Annotated in this window: 27 protein-coding genes and 1 other RNA gene; 1 reads left to right on the top strand and 27 read right to left on the bottom strand. The window is 41.3% G+C overall.

Annotated elements, in window-relative coordinates; all coding sequences use genetic code 11:
• Positions 1-39: 39 nt before the first annotated feature.
• From lepB (DWY07_RS13585) to DWY07_RS07430, 23 genes are all read right to left on the bottom strand, one after another.
• Positions 40-948, bottom strand: a complete 909-nt coding sequence (gene lepB, locus DWY07_RS13585) for a signal peptidase I (RefSeq protein WP_309295072.1) — start codon at positions 946-948, stop codon at positions 40-42.
• 5 nt (positions 949-953) lie between these two features.
• Positions 954-1,811: a ribosome biogenesis GTPase YlqF gene (gene ylqF / locus DWY07_RS07540; protein WP_117822612.1), complete on the bottom strand. Its 858-nt coding sequence runs from the start codon at positions 1,809-1,811 to the stop codon at positions 954-956.
• Entirely contained in the window at positions 1,808-2,380 is a 573-nt protein-coding gene (gene lepB / locus DWY07_RS07535) for a signal peptidase I (RefSeq protein WP_117822611.1), read from the bottom strand. The genes ylqF and lepB (DWY07_RS07535) overlap by 4 nt, the downstream gene beginning before the upstream one ends.
• An 80-nt stretch (positions 2,381-2,460) precedes the next feature.
• Positions 2,461-2,811: a 50S ribosomal protein L19 gene (rplS, locus tag DWY07_RS07530; RefSeq protein WP_021943941.1), complete on the bottom strand. Its 351-nt coding sequence runs from the start codon at positions 2,809-2,811 to the stop codon at positions 2,461-2,463.
• 167 nt (positions 2,812-2,978) lie between these two features.
• Positions 2,979-3,325: a transfer-messenger RNA gene (gene ssrA / locus DWY07_RS07525) on the bottom strand.
• 44 nt (positions 3,326-3,369) lie between these two features.
• On the bottom strand, positions 3,370-3,747 hold the full coding sequence (locus tag DWY07_RS07520) for a hypothetical protein (protein ID WP_117822610.1): 378 nt from the start codon (positions 3,745-3,747) through the stop codon (positions 3,370-3,372).
• A 151-nt stretch (positions 3,748-3,898) separates the two neighbouring features.
• Complete coding sequence (gene smpB / locus DWY07_RS07515) at positions 3,899-4,366, bottom strand: SsrA-binding protein SmpB (RefSeq protein ID WP_117784805.1); 468 nt, start codon at positions 4,364-4,366, stop codon at positions 3,899-3,901.
• Positions 4,329-6,515: a ribonuclease R gene (rnr, locus tag DWY07_RS07510; protein ID WP_117822609.1), complete on the bottom strand. Its 2,187-nt coding sequence runs from the start codon at positions 6,513-6,515 to the stop codon at positions 4,329-4,331. The genes smpB and rnr overlap by 38 nt, the downstream gene beginning before the upstream one ends.
• Positions 6,516-6,589: 74 nt before the next feature.
• Complete coding sequence (gene secG, locus DWY07_RS07505; protein ID WP_117807518.1) at positions 6,590-6,832, bottom strand: preprotein translocase subunit SecG; 243 nt, start codon at positions 6,830-6,832, stop codon at positions 6,590-6,592.
• A 97-nt stretch (positions 6,833-6,929) separates the two neighbouring features.
• The gene (gene thiD, locus DWY07_RS07500) at positions 6,930-7,730 is read right to left on the bottom strand and encodes a bifunctional hydroxymethylpyrimidine kinase/phosphomethylpyrimidine kinase (protein ID WP_117822608.1); all 801 of its coding nucleotides are present in this window, start codon (positions 7,728-7,730) and stop codon (positions 6,930-6,932) included.
• A 94-nt stretch (positions 7,731-7,824) separates the two neighbouring features.
• Complete coding sequence (locus DWY07_RS07495) at positions 7,825-8,475, bottom strand: HAD family phosphatase (RefSeq protein ID WP_117822607.1); 651 nt, start codon at positions 8,473-8,475, stop codon at positions 7,825-7,827.
• Between the two features lie 2 nt (positions 8,476-8,477).
• Complete coding sequence (gene thiE, locus DWY07_RS07490) at positions 8,478-9,131, bottom strand: thiamine phosphate synthase (RefSeq protein WP_117807516.1); 654 nt, start codon at positions 9,129-9,131, stop codon at positions 8,478-8,480.
• A 15-nt stretch (positions 9,132-9,146) separates the two neighbouring features.
• Complete coding sequence (gene thiM / locus DWY07_RS07485) at positions 9,147-9,968, bottom strand: hydroxyethylthiazole kinase (RefSeq protein WP_117807515.1); 822 nt, start codon at positions 9,966-9,968, stop codon at positions 9,147-9,149.
• Positions 9,969-11,182: 1,214 nt separating this feature from the next.
• Positions 11,183-11,911: a hypothetical protein gene (locus DWY07_RS07475; protein ID WP_117822605.1), complete on the bottom strand. Its 729-nt coding sequence runs from the start codon at positions 11,909-11,911 to the stop codon at positions 11,183-11,185.
• Positions 11,912-11,930: 19 nt separating this feature from the next.
• Positions 11,931-12,410, bottom strand: a complete 480-nt coding sequence (gene coaD / locus DWY07_RS07470; RefSeq protein ID WP_117807512.1) for a pantetheine-phosphate adenylyltransferase — start codon at positions 12,408-12,410, stop codon at positions 11,931-11,933.
• A 2-nt stretch (positions 12,411-12,412) separates the two neighbouring features.
• A complete protein-coding gene (gene rsmD / locus DWY07_RS07465) occupies positions 12,413-12,970 on the bottom strand; it encodes a 16S rRNA (guanine(966)-N(2))-methyltransferase RsmD (protein WP_021943953.1) in 558 nt (185 codons plus the stop codon).
• Positions 12,971-13,032: 62 nt separating this feature from the next.
• Positions 13,033-14,691 (bottom strand): cellulase family glycosylhydrolase, encoded by a 1,659-nt coding sequence (locus DWY07_RS07460; RefSeq protein WP_117822604.1) that lies wholly within the window; start codon positions 14,689-14,691, stop codon positions 13,033-13,035.
• Complete coding sequence (locus tag DWY07_RS07455; protein ID WP_117807510.1) at positions 14,688-15,959, bottom strand: hypothetical protein; 1,272 nt, start codon at positions 15,957-15,959, stop codon at positions 14,688-14,690. The genes DWY07_RS07460 and DWY07_RS07455 overlap by 4 nt, the downstream gene beginning before the upstream one ends.
• Positions 15,949-17,070: a DUF58 domain-containing protein gene (locus tag DWY07_RS07450; RefSeq protein ID WP_117822603.1), complete on the bottom strand. Its 1,122-nt coding sequence runs from the start codon at positions 17,068-17,070 to the stop codon at positions 15,949-15,951. Before DWY07_RS07450 ends, DWY07_RS07455 begins: the two co-directional genes overlap by 11 nt.
• Before the next feature lies 1 nt (position 17,071).
• Positions 17,072-18,022 (bottom strand): MoxR family ATPase, encoded by a 951-nt coding sequence (locus DWY07_RS07445; protein WP_242997327.1) that lies wholly within the window; start codon positions 18,020-18,022, stop codon positions 17,072-17,074.
• Positions 18,023-18,035: 13 nt separating this feature from the next.
• Complete coding sequence (gene recG, locus DWY07_RS07440; protein ID WP_117807507.1) at positions 18,036-20,066, bottom strand: ATP-dependent DNA helicase RecG; 2,031 nt, start codon at positions 20,064-20,066, stop codon at positions 18,036-18,038.
• A gap of 15 nt (positions 20,067-20,081) precedes the next feature.
• Positions 20,082-21,764: a DAK2 domain-containing protein gene (locus DWY07_RS07435; RefSeq protein WP_117822601.1), complete on the bottom strand. Its 1,683-nt coding sequence runs from the start codon at positions 21,762-21,764 to the stop codon at positions 20,082-20,084.
• Positions 21,765-21,781: 17 nt separating this feature from the next.
• Entirely contained in the window at positions 21,782-22,141 is a 360-nt protein-coding gene (locus tag DWY07_RS07430) for an Asp23/Gls24 family envelope stress response protein (protein WP_008400960.1), read from the bottom strand.
• Between the two features lie 283 nt (positions 22,142-22,424).
• Between DWY07_RS07430 and rpmB the strand changes: the two genes are divergently transcribed.
• Positions 22,425-22,610: a 50S ribosomal protein L28 gene (rpmB, locus tag DWY07_RS07425; protein WP_008400961.1), complete on the top strand. Its 186-nt coding sequence runs from the start codon at positions 22,425-22,427 to the stop codon at positions 22,608-22,610.
• A 351-nt stretch (positions 22,611-22,961) separates the two neighbouring features.
• On the opposite strand, the gene DWY07_RS07420 is transcribed toward rpmB, so the two are convergent.
• From DWY07_RS07420 to DWY07_RS07405, 4 genes are read right to left on the bottom strand one after another with little or no spacing between them, the layout of a single operon-like run.
• The gene (locus DWY07_RS07420) at positions 22,962-23,369 is read right to left on the bottom strand and encodes a spore germination protein GerW family protein (RefSeq protein ID WP_021943960.1); all 408 of its coding nucleotides are present in this window, start codon (positions 23,367-23,369) and stop codon (positions 22,962-22,964) included.
• Complete coding sequence (locus DWY07_RS07415) at positions 23,369-24,442, bottom strand: DUF2953 domain-containing protein (RefSeq protein ID WP_242997326.1); 1,074 nt, start codon at positions 24,440-24,442, stop codon at positions 23,369-23,371. Before DWY07_RS07415 ends, DWY07_RS07420 begins: the two co-directional genes overlap by 1 nt.
• A 14-nt stretch (positions 24,443-24,456) precedes the next feature.
• Positions 24,457-24,786 carry a hypothetical protein gene (locus tag DWY07_RS07410; protein WP_117807505.1) on the bottom strand — a complete coding sequence of 110 codons (330 nt, stop codon included), beginning with the start codon at positions 24,784-24,786 and terminating at the stop codon, positions 24,457-24,459.
• A gap of 32 nt (positions 24,787-24,818) precedes the next feature.
• Positions 24,819-26,246 carry a hypothetical protein gene (locus tag DWY07_RS07405; protein ID WP_117784792.1) on the bottom strand — a complete coding sequence of 476 codons (1,428 nt, stop codon included), beginning with the start codon at positions 26,244-26,246 and terminating at the stop codon, positions 24,819-24,821.

Raw genomic sequence — 26,246 nt, 5'->3', positions numbered from 1 at the left:
GGCTGTTGTTTCTTACACACAGCCATTTATCTGCACTTATTATTCTTCTTTATTCAGAAAACCGAAGCCTCCGGTAAACCGGAATACTGCTTTCCCCACAAATTTATTCTTATGGATATTACCGACATCCGACAACCGGCTGTCCCGGCTGTTATTCCGGTTATCACCCATAACGAAATACTCATCATCACCAAGTGTGACCGGTTCTGCCGCAAGCCCTCTGTGATTTTCTTCTATGACTTCTTTTCCATAATCTTCCTCCAATGGTTCATCATTGATATAGATCACACCATCTTCATCAATATATACGGTTTCACCCGGAAGTCCAATGATACGTTTGATATAATAGGTATCATCTTCTTCCTCATATGGAAATACAACAATATCAAAACGTTCCGGATCTTTAAAATGATAGGACAGTTTATCGATCCAAAGGCTGTCACCATTATGAAGGGTATCATTCATGGAGTCTCCGCTCACCTCTGTACGCTGTCCAACATATGTAAGGATCAACCAGCATACTGCAACGATCGCCAGAATATATAAAGCGAGACTGATTAAATCTTTTACGATATTGATCTCTTCTTTCTCCTGTTTCTTCTTTTTCTTGTCTTTTTTCTTCTTTTTTTTCGACTGTTCTTCTTCCTCCAGTACATGAGTATTGGAGGATGCATCTGAATCAGCAAAATAATTCGTTACTGTTTCTCCGGCTTCATTTACAACATCAGACGCTGCTTCATTCTTTTCTTCCGTCTCTGCCTGCTCCGAAGGAATTGTTTCTGTTTCTTCCTTCTTCTGCTCCGGATCTATTCCCTTTTTCTTTAACTTTGCAAGCTGCTTTTCACGCTTCTTTTCAAGCTTTTCAATCTCTTTTTCCCGTGCTTTTTTTGCGGGATCATCGTCAAATATAGCATTCAGTGCTTCCACACGTTCGTTATCATCTTTCATATCAACTACTTATCCTTTACAACAGCCGGTCGTTCCAGTGATATCCTGCCAAGCTTTCCTGCCCGGAAATCATCCAGTAGCTGCGCTGCAGCTTTATCGATATCCAGTTCGCCGCCTTTTTTTATACATGCCCTTTTTTCTGCGATCTGTTCCAGAATATGAACAAAATCGGCATCCTCATTAATATTATACCTATCAACAAGGCTCTGACAATAGTTTAATTGTAAAAATTTGATCAATTCATACGCAAGGTCGGTAATACTTAAAATCTCATCATTGATCGAACCGATAAAAGCAAGTCGTAATCCAACCTCTTTATCATCAAATTTGGGCCACAATATTCCTGGGGTATCCAATAATTCAATATCTTTTCCAAGACGTATCCATTGCTTTCCCTTTGTAACACCCGGCTTATTTCCAACCTTTGTACATGCTTTTCTGGCATAAGAATTGATAAATGTAGATTTACCGACATTTGGAATACCAACAATCATCGCACGAAGCGGCCGGTTAATGATCCCACGCTTTCTGTCCCGCTCGATCTTTTCTTTACAAGCTTCCTTTACCACATTACTGATATTCTTCATGCCATCACCGGATCTTGCATTGATCTTTGCTACAAAAAATCCTTTTTCTTTATAATAATTTTCCCATTCTGCTGTTGCTGATACATCTGCCAGATCTGTCTTATTCAACAGGATCAGGCGGTATTTGTTCGCTGCAAGTGCATCAATATCCGGATTCTTGCTGCTATATGGCACTCTGGCATCGATCAGCTCGATCACAACATCGATCAGCTTGATGTCTTCCTGCATCATACGTTTTGCTTTTGTCATATGTCCGGGATACCATTGTATATTCATCGTGTCTTTATCCTTCCTAATATCTCTGCTTTTTTCACATTTCCCACTTTCAGGAATCTGGAATCTTCACTGTTATTGACATTATCACCAAGCAGGAAATACTCATCATCCCCCAGCTTTACTTCACTCTCTGCCAGTCCTGCTGTAAATATATAATCATCAAATGGCAGATCCGTCCGTTCACTGCCATCAATATATAATTTTCCATCTCTGATCTGAACGGTCTCTCCCGGCAATCCGATCACACGTTTAATATCATAATAAGCATCCGGCGTATCAACACTTCGGTATGCAACAATGTCATATCGATCCGGAGAGCTAAGAAGGTAACATAACTTATTTACTGTAACCTTCTCCTGATTAGTACACACAGGATTCATGGAATCACCAACGACATACACAGACTGAAAACAATAAGAAACCATTCCATATCCCAGCACAACTGCGATCAGAACGGACAACAGCCAGCCAAATATCGTTCTGACCGTACGCCTAAAGCTTCTTTCTTTTCTTCTCTGCCGACGTTTCTCCCGCCGTATTCTTTTTCTGCGTTCACTTTTATCGCTCATATCTCTACTCCGATAGATTCATATTACAAAAATGGCTGGAGCTATCAACCCCAGCCACTTTTTCATGTAACCTGTAAAAATTATTTAACAAGCTCTTTAACCTTTGCAGCTTTACCAACTCTTGAACGTAAGTAGTAAATCTTAGCTCGTCTTACTTTACCATGTCTAACTACTTCAATCTTCTCAACAAATGGTGAATGTACTGGCCATGTCTTTTCTACGCCAACACCGTTTGAGAACTTTCTAACTGTGAAAGTCTCTCTGTTGCTTCCACCCTGTCTCTTAATAACAGTTCCTTCGAAAATCTGGATTCTCTCTCTGTTACCTTCTTTGATCTTGTTGTGTACTTTAACAGTATCACCTACTGCAAAGTCAGCAACTTCTGTCTTCATCTGAGAAGCTTCAAGATTCTTAATGTAATCGCTATTCATTTGTGTGACCTCCTTGATATTTAGATGTTCTTACTACCACACCGGTACAGAGGACCATCGATTTTTTTCACAACTCGTTCAGTTTACCATACAAATAAAAAGAATGCAAGAAAAATCTACACCTTTTTTGGGTGTACGACCTTGCATCCTTTTTGCCATAGTTCATGCTATGGAGCTGGTGGGATTCGAACCCACGTCCAAAAGCTCATTCATCACGGCATCTCCCATCACATTCCGTATTTTAACATTTCCTCAGTACCACGCCTACGGACAGGCTGGATACATCAGTAGCTTCATGAATTTTCCGATACCGCAAAGCTTAAGCACCGGAGTTTCCCGTTGGATGATACCAGATCTGAAAGGTACGGGGGACCTTAAAGCTGGCAGTTGCCTTTAATTAGGCAGCGTAAGCTAAATTATCGTTAGCGTTTATATTTAATCTAAGTTTTAACGTGGTCCTAGTCCACGGATGGCTTCCATGACTGCAAAACCCCTGTCGAAACCAGTCAACCCCTGGTTTATAAAGGAAAGCTCTGTTGTCAGGTGCTTTCTTATATATTACTCAGCAGCTTCTGTTGTGTCAGTCTCTGCTGTAGTTGTCGTTTCAGATGAAGCATCTGCTTCAGAAGCTGTATCTTCAGAAGTATCACTGTCAGTATCCTCTGCATCGGATGCTGTAGCTGTACTGCTGTTCTCAAAATAGCTTCCATATCCCTGTTCTGCCCATGTCTGGCTGACATATGCGCCAAGCTTCTCAGCTTCTACATACTTTGGAATCGCTTTGTATATCTTTACACCCAGTGTAGCTGCAAGAATACATCCAACTAACACGCCAAATATGCACCATCCAAGGATTTTCTTTCTCTTTTCACGCTTCATGATCGCTGCGCGGTTCTTCTTCTCATATTTTCTTTTATCTACTTTACTCTGGCTCACTTACCTGACCTCCCGGTAAAAATCTTATTGGAGTATATCACATCTGTATGAAATATTCCAGTATTTCACAAAATCTTTAAAACTTCATATGAAATATCGGGAATTATCCAGTCCATCAGCCTCGGATATTCTGGAAATCCTGTATCAAATCTTACAAATTACGGATCTTGAACTCACGCTCATTCTCACGCTTGACATCCTTCTTCGCAATGTCCTGACGTTTGTCGTATAATTTCTTACCTTTTGCCAGTCCGATCTCCATCTTAACCAGACCGTCACGGATATAAACCTTTAAAGGAACGATTGTGTATCCCTTCACCTGCTGGGCTCCCATCAGCTTATTGATCTCGTATTTGTGAAGTAGCAGCTTTCTGGTACGAAGCGGGTCTTTATTAAATATATTACCCTTTTCATATGGGCTGATATTCATACGGTAAATGTAGATTTCTCCCTTATCGATACTGATAAAGGATTCTTTGATACTACAATGTCCCTGTCTGACTGATTTTACTTCTGTTCCGGCCAGTGCGATCCCTGCCTCGTACTTTTCTTCTATGAAATAATCAAAATATGCCTTTTTGTTATTTGCGATGAGTTTGTTTCCTCTTTCCTTTGCCATGTCCTGTTTCATCTCCTTCTTTGGCATCTGACCGGATCACGAATTCGATCCGTCTGCTCTGTTTGTCTGCCAGCTTTACTTTTACCTTAACGGTATCACCGATCGAATATTTCTTTCCGGTTGATTCTCCGATCATAGCATATTCATCCTGCGAATACACATAAAAATCGTCATAAAGTGTCGACACATCTACAAATCCCTCAATAGTATTTGGAAGCTCTACAAAGATACCACGGTTGATGACTCCTGATATGATACCTTCAAATTCTTCTCCGATATGATGCTCCATGTATTCCACTTTCTTTAAACGCTCGACCTGACGTTCTGCTTCTTCTGCGCGGCGTTCTTTTCTGGAATTATCATCGCTAACCTTTGGAAGGATCGCATCATAATGCGAAAGTCTCCTGTCATCCAATCTTCCATGAATATTATCCTTGATGATCCTGTGGATCTGAAGATCCGGATATCTTCGGATCGGCGATGTAAAATGGCAGTAATATTTACAAGACAATCCAAAATGTCCTTCACATTCCGTCGAATATCTCGCCTGCCTCATCGTACGAAGTGTCATACGGCTGATCAGATTCTCACATGGCTCACCCTCGATCTTTGATAACAGCTTCTGGAACTCCTTCGGATGAATATTCTCTTTGGATGCCTTAAAGTAATATCCAAACTTGCTGATCAGAATGGATAACTGCTTTACACGCTCCGTATCCGGTGCTTCATGGATACGATATTCAAATGGAATCTGTTGCCAGAAATAGTCCTCAGCGATTGTCTCATTTGCAGCCAGCATAAAGTCTTCAATGATCTGATTCGAACGTCTTCTCTCATACACTCCGATATAAGATACCTGACCGTCTTCATCAACTGTGATCTTAGACTCATCAAAATCAAAATCAATCGAACCTCGCTCATGTCGGATCGTTCTTAACAACTCTGACACATGAAGCATTAATTCAAACATCGGAACCAGTTCTTTATATTTTTCTGTTTCTGTCGGATCATGATCCTCTACGATCGCAGATACACTTGTATATGACATTCTGCGGTCAACATTGATCACCGATTCACAGATCTTATGATTGATGATCTTGCCGTTTGCATCTATATCCATCAGGCAGCTAAGCGTCAGACGGTCTTTTCCCTCATTCAGTGAACAGATACCGTTTGACAGCTTATGCGGCAGCATCGGTATGACCTTATCGATCAGATAACAGCTTGTTCCACGCTTCAACGCTTCTTTATCAAGTGGAGAATTCTCCCTTACATAATGTGTAACATCTGCAATATGAACGCCAAGCTTATATAACCCGTTTTCCTCATAGAGTGTGATCGCATCATCCAGATCCTTTGCATCCTCTCCATCGATTGTAACGGTCTGCAACTGTCTGAGATCGGTTCTTCCTGCCATCTCTTTCGTTGTTACCTCATCCGGTATATTCTTCACCTCTGCCATAACAACATCCGGAAAATCAACCGGAATATCAAGATCTCTTACAACCGATAATACATCCGTCTCCGGATCATTAATATGTCCAAGTATCTCAACGACACGTCCCTCTGCAGATTTAGACTTTTCTCCATAATTTGTGATCTCCACAACAACCTTATGTCCGGTTACTGCTCCCATGGATTTCTTCTCCGGTATAAAGATGTCACTGTCTAATTTACCGTTATCCGGAATCACAAAACCAAAGTTCCGGTTCTTCTGATAGGTTCCGACCAACTGTTTTAAACCTCGTTCCAGAATCCGTTCTACATGCGCTTCTGTTGATCTGCCCCGGTTGCCGGATGCAACACGGATCAGCACTTTATCATTATGGAATGCTCCCATCGTATACTTCTGTGGCACAAAGAAATCTTCCTTATATCCTTCCACACGGACAAATCCAAATCCTCTCTGATTGCTGATGAATGTACCGACAAGGACACCCTTTCCAAGCTTCTGATACTTACCTTTGGAGGTTTTCTCAATCCTGCCCTCATCGACAAGCTCATTTAAGATTTCTAACAGATCATCCTTATCGCGTCCTCCGATCTGAAGCAGATAACAAAGCTCTTTAAATTTCAACGGTCTGTAATCATCGTCATTGATCAGGGTATATATATTCTCTTTTCTTTCATTCTTTAATTCTTCTGTCATAAATACCTCTCCGTATATCTAAAAAGTGCTTACATATAGGATATATGTAAGCACTGATAAATTCTGTATATGAACTAGAACAGCTTAGAATCAAGAAGCAATGCAATTACTATAAAAAGAATACCAAGCACTGTTGTAATCTTTCTGAGAACCGCATCTTTTGAACTTCCTTTATTCTTGCCCCAGTATGAATTATCATAATTACCGCCGGTAATTGAACTTGTCAGACTGGCTGATTTACCTTCCTGTGACAGGACAATAATTGTTAATGCTATACATATAATTACATATACGACCATGATAATTGTCTTTACCATATTGCCACCTCCATTCCAAGTGTTCTGGTGTCAAATGCGCTTTTACACCAACTTTGTCCATAATAACATAGTCATTTGAGATTCGCAACCACTTTTTTCATGATTCTGCAAATCTGCTTTTCAGATCAAAGCCATGATTCATAGGTCCGCTTCCATGTCCCAGATCCATGCCATCCGCAAGCGCACCGGATATATAATCTTTTGCGTTTCTTATCGCCTCATCGATCTTATACCCTTTTGCAAGATTTGATGCGATTGCACTTGATAGTGTGCATCCGGTTCCATGAGTATTCGGATTATCGATCCGTTTTCCATAATACCAGTTGACTTTTCCGTCCGAATATAAGACATCATTTGCATCGTTGATACTGTGTCCTCCCTTGCAGAGAACCGCACAGCCATAGACTTTTGATATTTTTTCAGCTGCACGAACCATATCCTGTTCATCACGGATCGTCATTTCGGCCAATACCTCTGCTTCTGGAATATTCGGAGTAATGACCTCTGCGATTGGAAGCAGACATTCTTTTAAAGCACCGATCGCATCTTCGTCGATCAGCCGGTGTCCACTGGTTGATATCATAACAGTATCCACTACCACATGTTCTGCCTGATATTCCTTTATTTTATCTGCGATCACACGGATCAACTTCTCGGAAGCGACCATACCGATCTTAATCGCATCCGGCCGAATATCCGTAAATACGGCATCAAGCTGTAAGGCGAGCATCTCCGGTGTCGTTTCCTGGATTCCTGTTACCCCCAGCGTATTCTGGGCGGTTAATGCAGTGATCGCACTCATGGCATAACAACCATTTGCCATAATGGTCTTTATATCTGCCTGGATTCCCGCACCGCCGCTGGAATCACTTCCGGCTATTGTAAGAACTGTCTTCAACCCTTTTGTCTCCTTTACTTTTACAAATACTTTCGTTACCGGTCTGTTCCTGTCTGCTGTACATTTTTATCAATTCTGTATCATACCGGTTTCTTTAAAGGAAGAAAATATTATATAATTCCTTTGTATTGTCAACATACAGCGTACTATATTTTTTCAACTCATTTATATGCTCCGCACTTGCAGCATCATAGATGCCACATACTTTGAAACCTGCATCAAATGCTGTTCTTGCGCCATGATAAGCATCTTCAAACACCCATGTCTCAGCAATGTTCGTCTGCATACACTTTGCTGCCTGAATATAAATATCCGGATGTTCTTTCCCAATTCCTACCTCCGAGCAGGTAAGGATCTTTTTGAAAAACTGATCCATATGATTATGCTTCAGTACGGCTTCGATATGAACCCTGTCTGTCGCAGTCGCTACTGTCATTGGGATCTTCCGCTCCTGTAAGGCAGATAAGAACTCTATGATCCCCGGCTTTGGTTCTGCTTCATTTCTGTAAAATGCACCAATCGTTTCATTGATCCCATCTATGATCTCAAGAATCGTTTTTGATAAACTGTAATTCTTCTTAAGGTATTCTGCCGATTCTGTAATCGTAAAGGTATACAGTTTTTTCTGGAGATGGGGTTCTGCTTCGATACCCATTCCTGCCAGATATCGTTCTGCCGCATGTTCCCACATTTCCATAGAATCGATCAGTGTTCCGTCTATATCAAAGATCGCACCTTTTATCATCCTTATTCTCCTAACATCTTCTTTGTCTGTTTTTTTAGATCTGCCGTGGCAGCCTCAATATCTGTCTGACCAAAGATCGCGCTGATAACTGCGATACCACAAATTCCACTTTGATTTAATTTCACAACATTATCTCTGGTTATGCCGCCGATTGCAATAACCGGGATATGCACATGCTCACAGATTTCCTTTAACGTCTCAAAACTGACTTCTGTTGCATCATCCTTGGATCCGGTTGGAAATACCGCACCAACGCCCAGATAATCCGCTCCATGCTCTTCAGCCAGTTCTGCCTGTTCCACTGTCTGTGCAGATACACCGATGATCTTATCGTCTCCCAGCACCTTTCTGACATCTAAGGCCTCCATATCAGACTGTCCGACATGAACACCATCCGCTCCGATCTTCTTTGCAAGCTCTACATTGTCATTGATCACAAAAGGAACCTTATAGTTTCTACATAATTTCTGGATCTCAAGCGCTTCTTTATAAAATGCTTCATCATCCAGATTTTTCTCACGAAGCTGGATAAAGGTCGCTCCGCCTTTTAATGCTGCCTCTACCTGACTGATCAGAGTTGCACCGTTCAACCAGTGTCTGTCTGTTACTGCATATAGCAGAAGCTCCTCCGGTTTTGTATTTGTCTGCTTACTCATAGCCTCATTCACTCCTTATCTGATCTCACACTTTGCCATACTGCAAAGCTTATCTGCATCCATATTATAGATTGCGTCAATAATGCGGTTTCTATAAGTTGAATTGCCATCTGTAGACTCCATATTCGCAAATCCGACTTCTCCGGCAACTCCCATCAGTATAACGGCAGTTGCAGCAGCTTCCAGTTTGTTATCCGGATTTGCTGTCAGATAAGCTGTCATAAGACCGGACAACTGGCATCCGGTTCCTGTGATCTTACCCATCTCCGGTCTTCCGTTCCGGATCACATAACAGGTATCTGCATCTGCTACCAGATCGATTGCACCTGTAACAGCGATGATACAGCCAAGTTTTCCCGCAAGTTTCTTCACAAAAGTAACTGCCGGATCGAGAGTATCTTCTGTGACTGCATCTGCCACATCTGCATCTACGCCTTTTGTACTGCCGGAACCAAATGCAAGTGTCTTGATCTCGGATATATTTCCACGAATCACATCAAATTTTATTTCATTTAAAAGCTTTATCGCTGTCTCCGTACGAAGTCTGCTGGCACCTGCGCCCACCGGATCAAGCAGCACGGCATGTCCCAGCTCATTTGCCTTTTTGCCGGCGGCAAGCATAGATGGGATCGTATTCTTATTTAAGGTTCCAATATTAATATTTAAGCCACCACAGATACTGGTGATATCCTCTACATCGTCAATATCATCTGCCATGATCGGACTTCCTCCACATGCCAGAAGCACATTTGCAACATCGTTTACTGTTACATAATTCGTGATATTATGCACCAGTGGAGTTTTCATCTTTACATTTTCAAAACATGTTTTTATCATTTTATCTACCTCCTGTAATAGCAGCTTAACTATACTCAGTTTTCTTCTCTTTTTCAACTATTTTTATTTGAAAAGATATTCTCTTATTTAAAATTCCTGCCACCAGCCTGCCCGGCTGATTTATATTAATTAATGTCTACTTCTTTCAATTTATAATTCATAGTAATCACGCTTTTTTCATAAAATACTGATGAATACATGAACTGGAGTTTTCCTTATGAAGCATCCTTCTGTCTTATCGGTCCGCTCATTCTTCTTATATCCGGCTTTCATCCTGCTTATTATCGTCCTTTGCCTGAATTCTTCCTTAGTTTCCAAAAGTTTCGCAGAGGGTCTTGTGTTGTGGTATAACAATCTGGTGCCCCTTCTGCTCCCATTTCTTCTAATCTCCGGCTTCTTTCTCTCGATGATCGACTGGAACCATCCAAACCGGGCAGGCTGTCTGATTCTGTTATTCTTATGCGGTCTGTTCTGCGGCTACCCGGTCGGCGCGATTGCTATAGGCAGGCTCTACAAAAATCAAGTCATATCAAAAAATTTCGCCCATGCCATTATGCCCCTCTGCAACAACATCAGTCCTATGTTTCTGATGGGATATGTCTGTAACCAATATCTGAACGGACAGATAAATACTATCACCGTACTGGCAATCATCTACCTGCCACAGATCTGCTATGCTATCCTGTACTATCTGCTATCAAAAAATTCTTTACATATTTCGCTTTTTAAACAAAATAAAAAAACAGTTCACAGATCTCCTAATGATGCGAAAGATCTCCAAATACCTCTCTCTGAAACTACGGGCACTATGTCCGAATATGCTGCAGCACAGGATATCGGCAATTCACCATCTGTTATCGAAAACAGTATAACAACCATCACCGTTATAGGTATCTATGTCGCTGTTTTCTCCGTTTTGTATAACCTTGCGATTGCATGTGGAGGAAATATACCAACTTTCCATATTCTGGCATGCTACCTGGAGATAACAAAAGGTCTGTCCGAATTATCCCTTTTTCCACTTTCTTCCATACAAAAAACAGCTCTGATCCTTTCTGTTACATCATTCGGAGGAGTCTCATCCCTCTTCCAGTCCATGCACATTTTAAAAGATACAAAGCTGTCTTTTGTACGCTATACATTCGGTAAATGTATCTGCGCTGTATTCAGTTATCTAATGACGCTTTTATTCTTAAATTACAGGATATAAATTCCTAATCATCTAAAAAATCATCGTCAAAATCATCATCCTCGTCATCTTCGTCATCATTGGAGTATTCTGTCTTACCATATACGTTATAATCCTGCTCATTTTCTACAGTTGTATTATCCTCCTCTGATGCTGTCTGTGCAGCTTCTTCAGGAGCCGCAGCCTGCTGCGCTGCTCCGGTCATATTTGCAATATCTCCATTAATCTCATTTGTATTATTCAATACAATATCCAGATTTGACTGTAAGGACTGAATCAGATTATCGTAATTTGCCTTTTCAGCCTCTAATGTTGCATTAATATAATTGCTGACCTCTGTAAGCTTATCCTTCGTGTAATACATAGAACCCAGACGGATCTCGTTTGCATCTGCATTTGCCTCATTTACAATCTGGTCTGCCTGACTTCTTGCCATATCCAAAATCTCATTCGCACGGATATTTGCAAGTTCTACGATCTGACTCTGATCAACCAGCTTATTTGCCTCTGCAACAGATTCTGTAATAATGGAATCTGCCCTTGTTCTGGCATCTGCAAGTATGGCTTCCTTGTTACGCATGATCTTCTTGCAACGCTCAATTTCATTTGGAAGCTTTAATTTTAATTCATTCAGCATCTGTTCCAGATCATCCTTTGGAACAATAATCATACTGGATGACAATGGTTTATACTTACAATTATCTATAAAAATCTCAATCTCGGAAATCATTTCCTCAATGCCTTTTTTTGCCATGACTTATTTCCTCCTAATACTATCTGCTATATTTTTCTTTTATCCGATCGACAACTCCTGCTGGTACAAACTGTTCCACATCTACACCAAAGCTGGCATACTCTTTTACGATACTGGAACTCAGATATGCATAATCAATACTGGTTGTCAAAAATACGGTGTCTATCTCAGGAGCAACCTTGCGATTACTCTGCGCGATCTGTAATTCATATTCAAAATCGGTTACAGCCCTTAAGCCTCTGATGATCGTCTTCACCCCATTCTGTCTGGCAAAATCAATCAGCAGACCTCCAAAACTCTCAACACGAACATTCGGTATGTCTGACACCACTTCAGACAACATATTAACACGTTCTTCTACAGAAAACAATGGAGTTTTTGAAGTATTATTCAAAACACCGATTATAACTTCGTCAAACATCTCCGCAGAGCGTCTGATAATATCAAGATGTCCTAATGTTACGGGATCAAAGCTTCCCGGATATATTGCACTGCTCATTTTTATAGAATCTCCTGTATAAATGTATGCTTATTTGTCTTGTATTTCTTCACACGATCGATCTCATATCCTATATCGGTCAGATAATCGTATTCCGTATCCAGATCTGATTCTACAATGATCCAGGTATTCTTATCAACAATGCCGGATGATGCAAGACGGTTCAGCACCTGTTTTTCCAATAATTTTCCATATGGCGGATCCATAAATATAATATCAAACACAAGTCCTGACCGTTCCAGACTGTCGATCGCTGCAACACAGTCTCCTGTGATGACTCTTGCCTTATCTTTCAATTTCGTAAATTCCAGATTCCGGTTAATGCAGTCAACCGCTTTCCGGTTCTGTTCTACAAGGACTGCCTGTTTTGCTCCACGACTCAATGCTTCGATCGCAATCGCACCGCTTCCGCTGAACAGATCCAGGAATGTACAATCCGGCAATTCTCTCGATATGATATTAAATAAGGTCTCTTTGATCCGATCGGTTGTCGGTCTGGTATCCATCGTGTCGATCGTTTCCAGCCGAAGACTTCTGGCAGTTCCCGCTATTACTCTCATAAATCATGATCTCCCATAGGTTGTTAAAATCTTTTTTTATTGTATATATTTCATCCCTTTTGTCAATAGAAACTCTCAATTTTTTCCTTAATATACCTTCCGCTGTCTGACAGATCATCATCTGTAAAACCGCTTGTCTTTGTACAGGAGGAATCAAATAATGATGACGTTTCAGCTTTGTTTGAGATATTCCATGCCGCATAGCTTAAGTTCTTATCATTGATCAGATCAAACCATGCATCAGACTGATCATAATCAATCGAACCGTTTCCTGATGCATCACACAAGCCAAACTCTGATACAAAAACCGGGAGTCCGGAATCAAGTGCCGACTGAACCTTATTTCTCAGATCATCCTTATGGGTTGCGGCATAGAAATGAACCGCATACATCAGATTGGTTTGATCTGTGATCGGATCTGCGGCTGCCACATCCACATCCTGACTCCAGGTTGGTGTTCCGACAATGATAATGGCATCCGGTGCATTTTTTCGTATGATCGGGATGATCGTTTCCGCATAGCTCTTTACAGAATCCCAGGTTGTACCACCATTTGGTTCATTTGCGATCTCATAGATCACATTTCCGTAAGAAGCATATTCCTTTGATATTCGGTCAAAGAAATCCTTTGCATCATCTATATGCATATTTGGATCATTGTCATTTAAAATATGCCAGTCAATTATCGCATACAATCCAAGATCCGTTGCTGCATCAACACCTTTTCCCAGAAGCTCCTCGATCTCTGATTTATTTCCGCCTGAACAATATCCATAGGAATCTCCTGTATCTGTATACATAGCAAAACGTACCAGATTGATACCAAAGGAATCTTTGAAATACTGATAAGTGTCCTTACTTACAAAATCAGCAAACCAGGTAAGTCCGTGTGTACTGACACCTTTTAACTGGAATTTACTGCCTGATGCATCCACCAGGTCCGTTCCTGATACCGCAAGCTTTCCATGTGCCTTATACGGATTATCTTCTTTTTTACCGTTTTTAGTATCTGTGACCTTATTACTTCCGGACTGATCTTTTTTATCACTGTCAACAGACTGCCCATCTGTCTGAGCTGCCTTCTCACCAGTATTTGTTTTCACTTCTGCGTTCTCATCACTTTTCTGCTGATCATCACCAGTGACAGTTGTTACTTCTTTTCCTGCGATCATCAATGTACAACGAACAGGCTTCACGTCCGATGCTGATAAATTATATCCAAAATCAATGCTACCACCAGCCGGTATCTCCTCATTATAACTTTCTGCGGTTACATGAACCACCGATCCATCTGCCGTATACTTTCCATTCCAGAGCTGGTCGATCGTTACTTTCCCGGAAAATTCCAGATCAACGCTCCAATCCGTTGCAGCTTTATCGGTCTTATTATAGATCGTGACCGTCTCTGTAGCGGCTGTCATTCCGTTATTTTCCCATGTACTTCCAACCGTTACTTCTGCATATAAGGTCTTCTTGTCATCTGTCGACTTCTGAGTATCGGATGCACCCTTTTCCTTCTTTTGATCAGCGCCATCCTCAGCCTTTTGCTCCGCATCCTGCCCGGATCCCTCTATCACAGCTTCTGTTCCGGCATTCTTCTGTCTGTCCGGATCATTATTTTTCCGACTTTTTGTCACCAGTATAACTGACAGTGCCACAACAGCCGCTGCAAGTACTATGATGACTCCCCATAATACGATCGTCTTTTTCTTCTGGTTCATTTTTGCACTACTCCCTTTTTATTTTCTTTTTTATTCACCCTTTTATTCTGGACTGATGCTGCTTTCATTTCTCGTATAACATAGTTGTCCACTTCTCCTGCTCCATATCGGATCTGTTCATATATGGCAGAAATACCCTCTACATTTCCAACCTCCGTCTCTGTTATCTCCTGCCTGATATCTTCACAGGTCATCCGTTTGTTAAGTGTGATCACATCCTTATATCGCAGGATCGACTTCTTATAAATTTTTCTTGCCTGTTCTTCAGCTGTCAACCTGTGCATTATGCGTCTGTTTGTTATACGTTCTTTATATTGATTCGGTTCTTCGGCGATAAGCTCGATCACATCATCTGCATAACTTCTCGGTTTCAAAAGGAAACGGATCACCTGCAACAATATCCGTACCAGAAAGAATATCAGAAGAAGAACTACAAATACCTTTAATATCAAGGTAAATACATCATATCCCTTTACACTGTTCTGATAATACTCATTTAAGGTATCCTGATAATCGAGACTGGTTGCTGCCGGTCCTCCCTTCGTAAGCAGCGTCAGCACAAATACCCATATGACCATGATCGCGCCAAATACTGTCTGAACTACCTTTGCAAATGCACGAGCAAGCACATTTACAAACCCGGACAGATCAAGGAAACGACAGGCTCCCATTAATAACAACACAAGCACTGCAAGGAATAATACAACCCTGCCATTTATAAATGCGATATCCCGGATGGATTGCTCCGATACTTCTGTTGTCTGTGAGATATAGCGTTTCAGCCCCTGTATATACCGGATCATCATATATATAGCCATAAGTAATGCAACTGCAATATAAGACAGGTTCGACAAAACAGGAAGTTCCATGCCGATACTTGCAAAATAAACAAAAATCCCTGCTAAGATCGATGGCCATGGTTCGCTCATATCTGTAAGTCCGGAACCTCTCTTTGCATAAGCTACCGCACATGGCAGCAGATACCCGATATCATAAATTCCTGTAACCGTTCGGATCCATACTGTGCCCGGCAAGATAACTAAAAGTCCCGCAAGCACCAGATGTCCAACGGTAAGTAATATATGATTCGGTGCAAAATCTCTGATCAGATAGGACAACAGAAATATTCCTGCGATCCAAATGGCATCCACAAACCGCGGATCTTGTCTCATAAATATCATGCAGAATGTATACATGAACAATTCCGCCGTTACCACCTCATAAAGATAACGCAATCCTCGCTCTGCCCAATATATCTTATGTGTCATTTAACTCTACCTCCATTCCATGAAGATAAGGTCTGATATCATCGCACCCCTGTATATCCAGATATGGAACTATCATATAAATGTTTTTTGCTTTTTCAGCCATATGATCAAGCTCATCCAGCAAATCCTTTTTATGGTATGCAGATACGATGAGATATGTTGTATTGCTGTCTACATCTGTCACTTCCTGCTTCAAGACTTCAACAAATCTATCGATCCCGGCATTTTCCGTTATTCGTGCCAGATATTTATCAACCGTAAATCGATGTTCTCCGGAAGAACCAAAATCCACCCATTCCATCTCACCGGATAACAGATCATATCCATTTGCCCGTATCATGACAGGAATCCGGTTATCCAGAAAGTAAGATGCTGCCGTGGATGCTATACTGATACACATTTCCTGTATATAATGAACTCTTATCATGGTGTTCGGCTCCAGACAGACAAGTATCTTCACCCTCTGTTCTGCCGTGTGCTCATATACATTTACCATCAGGTCGTCGCATCTGGCTGTTGCTTTCCAGTTAATGCTCTTTCTCGGGTCTCCCACGCTGTAAGTCCGCAGGCCGGAAAAAGCAAACGGATCCGGAAAAAGACTTCTCCTTGATGTCAGATCACCCAACATACCATCCAAGACCGTATCAAGCTGTATATTAGAAAGTTTTTCAGGGAAAACATACAGAAATGCCTGATTTTCTACAGACAACGCAAATGTCTTCGACATCAGAAAATCCTTTGCCATCAGCTTTACAGCACTGATAAAAAACAATCCTCGTTCTTTCGCCGTAAATGAAAGCTTTCTGACTACCTTCCGGTTTCCCATAATCGAAAACGGATCATTTCTATGATAAAAATCCGTAACAACCGCATTCTCATTTTCCTGAAACTGCAAGGATCTCGCTGTGGAAAACTTCACATGTAAAGTTGTAAGAGGCAGCATCTTTCGATTTGTAATTGTCTCTGTTATCCCTGATTTGTCGCCAATCTCCAGATACCTGTCATTAAAATCCAGATCAAGAGAAAGCCCCTGATCCCAGTATTTGCGGTAAACAACAGTCTGTCCGAGATAGATCACCAAAAAGCACAATACTGCTATCAGTATCTCCATATTAATTCTCCCAATCTTCAACCGGAACAGCGATCTGATCGACCAGTTCCCTGATCACTGTCTTTTCCTTTTTCTCATCCATGTGTCCTGCCATGATCACACGATGTGCAAGGACATATGGTGCCATATAACGGACATCATCCGGACGGACAAAGGTTCTGCCCTCCATAGCAGCATATGCCTGCGACAGACGAAGAAGTCCTATCGTGCCTCTGGAGCTTGCACCAACCTGTATCCGGCTGTTATTCCTGGTTGCAAGGATTATGTCTGCAATATATTCCTTTACGCAAGAATGAACAAAAACTTCTCTGACCGCTTCCTGCATCGTCTTTATATGATCTGTATCACAGACCGTCTGAAGTGTATCAAACGGATTCTCAGACATAAAACGATCCATGATCGAAACCTCTGTAGCCTTTGAATTATCTCCCATGGAGATCTTTATAAGAAAACGGTCAAGTTGGGCTTCCGGAAGCGGGTATGTACCGGTAGTCTCGATCGGATTCTCTGTTGCAATAACAAAAAACGGTGCTTCAAGCCTATGACTTTCTCCATCGATCGTCACCTGCTGCTCTTCCATTGCCTCAAGCAAACTGGATTGTGTTCTCGGTGTTGCACGGTTGATCTCATCTGCAAGCAGGATATTTGTAAATACCGGTCCCTTCACCAATACAAAATCTTCTGATTTACGATTATAAATACTTAAGCCTGTAATGTCGGATGGCATAAGATCAGGTGTGAACTGAACTCTCTTAAACTGCCCTCCGATGCTTTTGGCAAATGTCTTTGCTAAAAGTGTCTTGCCGGTTCCCGGTCTGTCCTCCACCAGCACATGTCCTCCTGCATAAAGTGCCGCCAGTATCACCCGTATCTCTTTCTCTCTGCCGATCAAAACCTTTGATATATTCTCACAGATCTTATCTGCCTGTTCTTTTACCTCTGTTATCTCCATCGTTCTAATCTCCTTATAATATCGGTTTTCCATACATCTCATTTCTTGCTGCGACACTTCGGTCAAATTCCGTCCGTATACGACTACCATATTTCTCATAGACATCCGATGCTGCCTTTAACATGTCGGCATGTTTATAGATATCTCCCATCTTAAACAGCACATCTCCGCTCTGTCTGATGCCAAAGAAATCTCCCGGTCCTCTTCGTTTCAGATCTTCTCCCGCAATATAAAAGCCATCGTTTGAATCTGCAAGAACATTTAACCGTTCCATCACTTCTTTATTTTTCTTTCCGCTGATAAAGATACAATAAGACTGCAGATTTCCACGTCCCACACGCCCACGGAGCTGATGCAGGGCTGCCAGTCCAAACCGTTCTGCATTTTCTACCATCATAACCGTGGCATTCGGATTATTGATCCCTACCTCGATAACCGTTGTAGATACCAGTACATCAACCTTTTTTTCATAAAAATCCGTCAGGATCCGGTTCTTCTCATCCCCTGTCATCTTGCCATGCAGATAGGCCACATGTATGCTGCTGTCAAGCTTCTGTGACAGTTCTTCCGAATACTCAACTACATTTGCCACATCATCTAAGGCTTCGCTTTCCTCCACCATCGGGCATACCACATAGACCTGATGTCCTTTCTTAACCTCTGCCCGGATAAACGCCTGTGCTTTCGGGCGGTAGCTCTCATCCACTACACAGTTTTTGATCGGAATCCGTCCTGCTGGCAGTTCATTAATTACCGAAATATCAAGATCTCCGTACATAATGATCGCAAGGGTTCTCGGAATCGGTGTCGCACTCATAACAAGAACATGTGGCGTTCCCCCTTTTAACGATAATTTCTCTCTCTGTCTTACGCCAAACCGATGCTGCTCATCCGTTACAACAAGCGCCAGATTATCATATTCCACCTTGTCCTGTATCAACGCATGCGTTCCGACGATCACATCCGCACGATGCTCTGCAATCTCCTGATACGCTTCCCGTTTCTCCTTTGCCGTCATCGAACCGGTCAACAGCGCAACATGGATTCCATATGGCTCAAATAAGCCGGTCAGTTCTTTAAAGTGCTGATTTGCAAGTACCTCGGTCGGTGCCATGATCACACCTTGATAGCCCTGCGTCGCACAGGCAAATAATGCGATCGCGGCAACGATCGTTTTACCGGAACCAACATCCCCCTGCACAAGACGGTTCATCACATGCTCTGAATCCATATCTGCCATGATATCCCGAACCGCATCCATCTGTGCCCCTGTCAGACGATACGGAAGACTCTCGATAAACCCTGTCACCTGCTCCGTAAATGGTATCTTCGCCTGATTGTATTTCACCGTATCATGTTCTTTCAGACTATGCATATTCTCTATAAATTCATAAAATTCATCAAAAGCAACCCGCTTGATCGCAGCTCTTAAGTGATCCTCCGTATCCGGGAAATGGATATGGGTTACAGCTTCATTTGCCCGCATCAGATCATATTCATCCCGAATGTCCTCTGGTATATAATCTGAAAGCGTCTGAATCAGAGGAAGCGTTCCCTTTACCGCTTTCTGGATCGTCTTGCTTGTAATACCCGCCGTACAACCATATACCGGCTGCCATTCTTTTAAAATTTCCTGATATTTGGGCACTGTATAGTACTCCGGCTGGCTCATCGTATACATGCCATTCTTATATTTCACTTCTCCGACAAAGATATAACGATCTCCAATATGAAAATAATTACGCAGAAAAGGACAATTAAACCATGTCAGTTTAATTGTCCCGGTATAATCTTTGGCATAGGCAGTCGCAATCGAGAATCCGCGAAGCTTCTTCACTTCCACCCGACTGTTGAGCATCACACTTACTGCCTGACGCTCATCTGCCTGTATATCCTGAATGTCAACAGGATCCATATATGTAATATAAGTTCTTGGATAATAATGGATAAGGTCACTCACTGTAGAGATACCAAGCTTTGCCAGATTACCGGCTGTTTTTTCTCCTATCCCTTTAATGCAAGTTACCTTATCCTTTAATTCCATGTAGTTTTTCTCCCTTTATTCTACAGAAACAATGTAATAATAGATTGGCTGACCACCATAGTAGTTCTGTACATCGCAGTCCGGGAAGCTTTCTTCCACTCTTGCCGCAAATGCCTCTGCATCCTCCTTCTTTACATCTGCTCCGTAATAAATACTGATCAGTTCGCTGTCTTCATCTACTGCATCTTTGATCAGATCAAATGTAACATCCGAAATGTCATTACCAACGGATACCAGTCCCTTATCACCGATACCCATGATATCACCCTCATGGATGGCCTTTCCATCGATGGAGGTATCTCTGACTGCATATGTTACCTGTCCGCTCTTTACATTTGATACAGCTTCTAACATATTGTTTTTGTTATCCTCTAATGTCATCGTACTGTCAAACGCTATCATTGCACTGATACCCTGTGGCGCATTTGCCGTTGCAAGGACGATGATATTCTTATCTTCACATAAGCCGGCTGCCTGATTGGCTGCAAGAACAACATTTTTATTATTTGGGAATATAAATATATTCTCGGCATGAACCTTCTCGATCGCATTCAGCATATCCTCAGTGCTTGGATTCATCGTCTGACCACCTTCGATCACATAATCAACTCCAAGCTCCGTAAAGAACTCCTTTAATCCATCACCCATGGATACTGCGATGAAACCATATTGTTTCTTTGGCTGCTGTTTTTCTTTCTCTGCCTGTCTGGCTGCTTCCTGTCTGGCTGCTTCTTCCCGTTCTGCCTGCTTAATGACCTTCTCATGATGCTCCAGTCTCATATTATCGACCTTCATATTTGACAGATAACCAAGGGTAAGACCTTTTTCAAATGCCTGACCCGGATGGTTTGTGTGAACATGGATCTTAACGATCTCATCATCTGATACGCAGACAATGGAATCACCGATCGACTCTAAGAACTGTTTCAGATCGTCTTCTTCTTTTATGCCGTATGGTTTTTCCAGATTAATAATAAATTCTGTACAATATCCGAACTTGATATCGGCTGACAGATCTTCAGAATACTTTGGATTGTCAACACCTGATACTCCTGCTCCGGAAGGCTTTGTATCTGCAATTACGACACGTCCGAGAATACAGTCAACTGCACCTTTTAATACTTCCATCAGGCCCTGTCCGCCGGAATCCACAACACCGGCTTCTTTTAATACCGGAAGCAACTCCGGTGTGGAAGCAAGCACTTCATCTCCATGCTTAATGATGGTTTCGCAGAATTCCTCCAATGTAATATCTGTACCTGCACATTCTCTGGCCTTAGTAGCAATACCTCTGGCAACTGTAAGGATCGTTCCTTCCTTTGGCTTCATAACAGCCTTATAAGCTGTCTCAACCGCCTTCTGGAATGCATCAGCAATCTCGATTACTCCGATCTCTGTTTTATCCCCGATCTTCTTGCTGAAACCACGAAGAAGCTGAGAAAGGATTACACCTGAATTACCTCTGGCTCCACGAAGGGAACCGGTTGACATTGCCTTTGCGATATCACTCATTGTCTCCTTACAGGATTCAACTTCCCTTTTTGCTGACATGATCGTCATTGTCATATTTGTACCGGTATCTCCATCCGGTACAGGGAACACATTCAGCTCATTAATATAATCTTTTTTATTATCAAGGTTATTCGCACCGGCTATAAATGCTTTCTTCAGTGCAAGTGCATCAATCGTATTTTTCACTTCTACAGTTCCTCCGTCTAATCCAGAATCTTTACATCTTCAACAAATACATTTACCTGACTGACTTTAAGAGATGTAAAATCTTCTACTTTATATTTTACAGACTGCATCAGATTATCTGTTACAGCCTTGATGCTGACACCATATGCCACAACGATATGAAGCTCTACCACAATATCTCCATTCTCATCAAACGTAACATGAATTCCCTGCGTGATATTGTTTCCTTTTAACTGTTTTACGATTCCGTCTTTTACACTGACAATACCCATACCAACAATGCCAAAGCAATCGAGTGCTGTCATACCTGCTACCTGTGCAACCACATTCTCATCCAGACTGACGGTTCCATTATCATTATTTATATATTCGTTCATAGAAAACCTCCCATGCTTTTGTCCTGTTATATGATGTGCAGGGATCCCATCTCCTTGTCATTCTGAAAAGTAAATTTAAAAATAGGCAAACCTGTCTCACCATAATTATAAACATATAGTTCTATTATAACAGAGAATATGCAAATTTCAAGACAACCGTTTATTGTCTATTCTTTTTAAAAAAATTAAAAATATGCTTGCATATAACAAAATTATCTGATATAGTAACATTTGTTGTGAACTTATGAGAGGATAAGTTTAATAAAAATAAGGAGGTGCTATCATGGCAAAATGTTCAGTTTGTAATAAAGGTGCTCATTTCGGTATCAAAGTGAGCCATTCACATAGAAGAGCAAATAAGATGTGGAAATCAAATGTTAAGTCTGTTAAGGCTATCGTAGATGGTTCTCCAAAGAAGATTTATGTTTGTACTTCATGTTTAAAATCTGGAAAGGTTGAGCGTGCATAGTTCACCTCGTATTCTTTCTAAAAAAGACTGCCATAAAACAATGGCAGTCTTTTTTGTTTTCTTTTTTCAGACTGCCGGCCAAACTTCTATCATAAATTCTCAAAATCTCTCCTGCCGTAACCCGATCAGGTCATTGGCTTTTAGCATCTGCAAAATAATATATATGCCATTAAAAAAAAGATTACAATAATCAAAAATTCCAGAAACCCTTCTACCAGATAGCTGAATATCATTCCGATCGCAACGAAAAAGAGAGCAAATCCAACTACACGCTTCAAACAACATCACCGCCAAAAAAAGACTTCACATACCACTATAAGATATGCAAAGCCTTTTTCTTTTATGTCTGTTTTATTCCTCTGCCGGTTTCGATGCTTCTTCTACCGCCTGTTCGATCTGCTCTTCTTCCTCTGTCTTTTCCTTCTTAAAGAAGCTGGTGATCCGGTCAACGATCTCAGGTGCCATATCAATGATCTTGCTGATGGCATCCTGATTCTTAATATTAACAAGTCTTGTCTTACCATTTGAGATAACCAGAACCGCAGCCGGACTGAGCTTTGCTCCGATACCACCGGCCGCATTATTGCCGGTCTGTTTATTGAACGCACCGGCCGCCATACCGAAATTCACATCAAGAAGTGGAATAATGATCGTATCTCCTACCTTGATAGGATCTCCCACTACAGATTTGGATGAAACAAATCCATCCATTCCATGAAACAAAGTGCTGATCGTTCCGTCAATATTTGTATTTGCCATTACTTATTTCCTCCCGAAATCTTTTTTAAATATGCCATAGATCTTTTCACGTATTTATTAAAGTATACCTTGCAGCAATAATATAATATATTATAAACCCTGATTCTTCCTTTTATGAAAATATCCCCTTCCAATATCTTCTTGGAAAAATCCGGAGTTATATCTATTTTATTATAATATAACGGTAAAATCAAACTCAGATATCCAAGCTGTTTTCCGGTAGATGCCGGATCTCCTGAACCATATGTTACCTGCCCTTTGATCTTTGTCGGATTCAGATGCTTTAATAACAGGATCACGTTTCGCTTTAACACCTGAAATGCCTGCTTCGTTGTACCCGCCCGGACGAATTTCTTATACTGCTCCGCCTTATCTTTCATATGACGCAGTTTTCTTACAACTGCTTCGATCTTATCCTTTACCGCAATAACAAATCGGTCGAACTTCTTACCGATATGGGTAAATATCGTCTCCGGACTTTTTTGAAATTCCGAATGATCTTCTGCAAATTCCCGGTTAGCATCTCTATCTTCTCTGTCGGGATCTGCATCCTGTATCATCTGATCTGACAAACCATCCTGCTGATCGGATTCAGCATCTTCTGCTTCCTGTTTTTCAGTTTTTTTCGCTTTTCCGGATTCCGCCTGTTCACGTTTTTCCTGTTTCTTTACTTTTCGAGCCTCTGCCTTTTCCTGCTTTTTCAGTTTTTTTGCTTCTCTGGCTTCTGCTTTTTCCCGCATACGAGTTTCTTTTTCACTTTCTGCGGCTTCTGTCTCCGTATCTGTTTCTTCCTGACTTTCTTCCGAAAATCCATCTTCATTGGATACCAGCGTTCCGCCGAATGACCGCAGCCAATATACAAAGCCGTTTTCATCATAATTTGCTTTGAAGCAGAATACGAAACCCAACCACGAAGCTTTTAATTTGCATATAAAATTGTCATGTTTTTCTGCATAAAACCGATACCGGACAGGAACGAATAATAATAAAAGCAACAGTACAAGTACAAGCCCTACCAGGATCAATACTGTAATCAACAGAATCTTTAATATCAATAAGAAAATATGTAACATATGCTCCCCTTATATCAGCACACTGTCATGTCATATAGAAAATAGTCCTTACAATCAAACTTTCCGGTCGTACCGTATACATCCCGGATAATATCCCGTATAAGAAAAAACGCTCCGGCCTTTGTCATCGACATTCCAACGATAACGATATCATCCGTTCGTTTCTTATAGTACGGCTGCAGGAATTCATTTGCCTCATAAACCTCTAACAGCCCGTCCTCAAACAATGGAAGTGTTATGACATAAACATCCGCACAGGGCTTCCGCTTTTTTATTCTTTTTATCAGTCGGGATGCCGTCTTATCCGGCATAACTCCGGTATAAAGCCGCTTTACTATTGTCATTTTTTCACTCCCCTGCTCTGTCCGACCTCTCTCTAATCTTCCATAATTCCCTGAATGATCACATAACATGCAAGAACCTCGCTGCGATTTGAACAGCGCACCAGTGCATTATCAATATAATCTTTGATCTCCTGCTGTGTATTAAAGAACACAGGAATTGTAGAAAGTATCTTCGCCATGACCGCACGATTAACTACCTGTGAGTTTCCGGTAAATACCTCTCCGAATTCTTCTATGAGTTTATCCTTTTTCGAAATAATATATTCAGAATCCGCAAGTGCGCCTGTCTCAATCTTCACATGATCGATATCTACAAACATACTGCCGGATAACAGTTTTTCCAGTGTATCAATACGATGATAAGCATCCTCCAGACCAAGGCGGATAATATCCGGCTGATTGGAAGATACGATATCATAGATCGGAGCTTCAAGCACCATCCGGTGTTCTCCCGCTTCCTCCTGCGCGCCTTCATTTGCAACCAGCATATCATATGCATCCGTCGGAAATTCATCTTCGTTCTCCATGGATTCATAGATGCGTCTGATAATAGATAATGCACGCATACAGGATTCCGATACTCCTGACTTGCATTCAGCCGCAAGCATCATGCTGTACAGATCATTTACCAGCTCGATCAGCATCATATAATCGGATACGACATCATTGATAAAGCCTGCACTTTTATCCAGAACCGTTGACAGATTCCTGTATCCGTCAAAATCAAGATGTGCATAATCTCCCTCTTTAATAATCTCATATGCTTCATGCAGAGAAGAATATTCTGTCTCGAATTTCTCCGGAAGCTGTAATAAGGCAGTTTCTTCTACTGTCTCTATAAAATCATCCAATGAACTGATCTCACAACCATTATAAATTGATAAAGTCTGTCCGATAATATCGTAAAATCTTGCCTTTGTCATACGAAGCGGAAGCTGGCCTACGATCTGCTGGATCTTCGCATTTACCGCTACCTTATCCTTATCTGCAAAGATGAAGTTAAAGACCTCCGCACTGAACTGCTCTGCATCAAATTCCTCAAACATCTTCTCAAGTTCTTCGTCCACATTTTCCTCGAATCCATATTCTTTTCGGTTCAAGATATATTCGTACAACTCAAACGCATCAGTATATGCAGTAAGTACCTTCATCTTCTCCGTGATCTTATTTCTCATTTCGGAGATAAGCGCCAGATCCTTGTCATCCAATTGATCCGCATCTCCTGCCAGATAAGTTCCGACCAGCTTATTGATTCCCATAACACATTCATAAATATATGGATCCTCTGCAAAATCTTTGTCTGCCATCAGTTCACGGATCACGACATAGTTTAATGCAAATTTCTGACAGGCATATTCGAAATCTGCTGTCATGACTGCATCTGCAAATTTTGCAAGATTCTCATCCATATTGTTCTTACGGGTTATCTCTGTGATCAGTTTTTTATCTTCATTATACAT

Origin of the sequence: Clostridium sp. AF23-6LB (assembly GCF_003461085.1) — a bacterium.
GTDB lineage: Bacteria > Bacillota > Clostridia > Lachnospirales > Lachnospiraceae > Coprococcus > Coprococcus ammoniilyticus.
The sequence above is the reverse complement of the archived record's forward strand: the minus strand, read 5'-3'. Positions and strand labels throughout refer to the sequence as shown.

Coding starts and splice junctions, on each gene's coding strand:
- lepB (WP_309295072.1), bottom strand. CDS start 948: ATGAAAGATGATAACGAACGTGTGGAAGCACTGAATGCTATATTTGAC.
- ylqF (WP_117822612.1), bottom strand. CDS start 1,811: ATGAATATACAATGGTATCCCGGACATATGACAAAAGCAAAACGTATG.
- lepB (WP_117822611.1), bottom strand. CDS start 2,380: ATGAGCGATAAAAGTGAACGCAGAAAAAGAATACGGCGGGAGAAACGT.
- rplS (WP_021943941.1), bottom strand. CDS start 2,811: ATGAATAGCGATTACATTAAGAATCTTGAAGCTTCTCAGATGAAGACA.
- smpB (WP_117784805.1), bottom strand. CDS start 4,366: ATGGCAAAGGAAAGAGGAAACAAACTCATCGCAAATAACAAAAAGGCA.
- rnr (WP_117822609.1), bottom strand. CDS start 6,515: ATGACAGAAGAATTAAAGAATGAAAGAAAAGAGAATATATATACCCTG.
- secG (WP_117807518.1), bottom strand. CDS start 6,832: ATGGTAAAGACAATTATCATGGTCGTATATGTAATTATATGTATAGCA.
- DWY07_RS07495 (WP_117822607.1), bottom strand. CDS start 8,475: ATGATAAAAGGTGCGATCTTTGATATAGACGGAACACTGATCGATTCT.
- thiE (WP_117807516.1), bottom strand. CDS start 9,131: ATGAGTAAGCAGACAAATACAAAACCGGAGGAGCTTCTGCTATATGCA.
- thiM (WP_117807515.1), bottom strand. CDS start 9,968: ATGATAAAAACATGTTTTGAAAATGTAAAGATGAAAACTCCACTGGTG.
- DWY07_RS07475 (WP_117822605.1), bottom strand. CDS start 11,911: ATGGCAAAAAAAGGCATTGAGGAAATGATTTCCGAGATTGAGATTTTT.
- coaD (WP_117807512.1), bottom strand. CDS start 12,410: ATGAGCAGTGCAATATATCCGGGAAGCTTTGATCCCGTAACATTAGGA.
- rsmD (WP_021943953.1), bottom strand. CDS start 12,970: ATGAGAGTAATAGCGGGAACTGCCAGAAGTCTTCGGCTGGAAACGATC.
- DWY07_RS07460 (WP_117822604.1), bottom strand. CDS start 14,691: ATGAACCAGAAGAAAAAGACGATCGTATTATGGGGAGTCATCATAGTA.
- DWY07_RS07455 (WP_117807510.1), bottom strand. CDS start 15,959: ATGACACATAAGATATATTGGGCAGAGCGAGGATTGCGTTATCTTTAT.
- DWY07_RS07450 (WP_117822603.1), bottom strand. CDS start 17,070: ATGGAGATACTGATAGCAGTATTGTGCTTTTTGGTGATCTATCTCGGA.
- DWY07_RS07445 (WP_242997327.1), bottom strand. CDS start 18,022: ATGGAGATAACAGAGGTAAAAGAACAGGCAGATAAGATCTGTGAGAAT.
- recG (WP_117807507.1), bottom strand. CDS start 20,066: ATGGAATTAAAGGATAAGGTAACTTGCATTAAAGGGATAGGAGAAAAA.
- DWY07_RS07430 (WP_008400960.1), bottom strand. CDS start 22,141: ATGAACGAATATATAAATAATGATAATGGAACCGTCAGTCTGGATGAG.
- rpmB (WP_008400961.1), top strand. CDS start 22,425: ATGGCAAAATGTTCAGTTTGTAATAAAGGTGCTCATTTCGGTATCAAA.
- DWY07_RS07420 (WP_021943960.1), bottom strand. CDS start 23,369: ATGGCAAATACAAATATTGACGGAACGATCAGCACTTTGTTTCATGGA.
- DWY07_RS07415 (WP_242997326.1), bottom strand. CDS start 24,442: ATGTTACATATTTTCTTATTGATATTAAAGATTCTGTTGATTACAGTA.
- DWY07_RS07410 (WP_117807505.1), bottom strand. CDS start 24,786: ATGACAATAGTAAAGCGGCTTTATACCGGAGTTATGCCGGATAAGACG.
- DWY07_RS07405 (WP_117784792.1), bottom strand. CDS start 26,246: ATGTATAATGAAGATAAAAAACTGATCACAGAGATAACCCGTAAGAAC.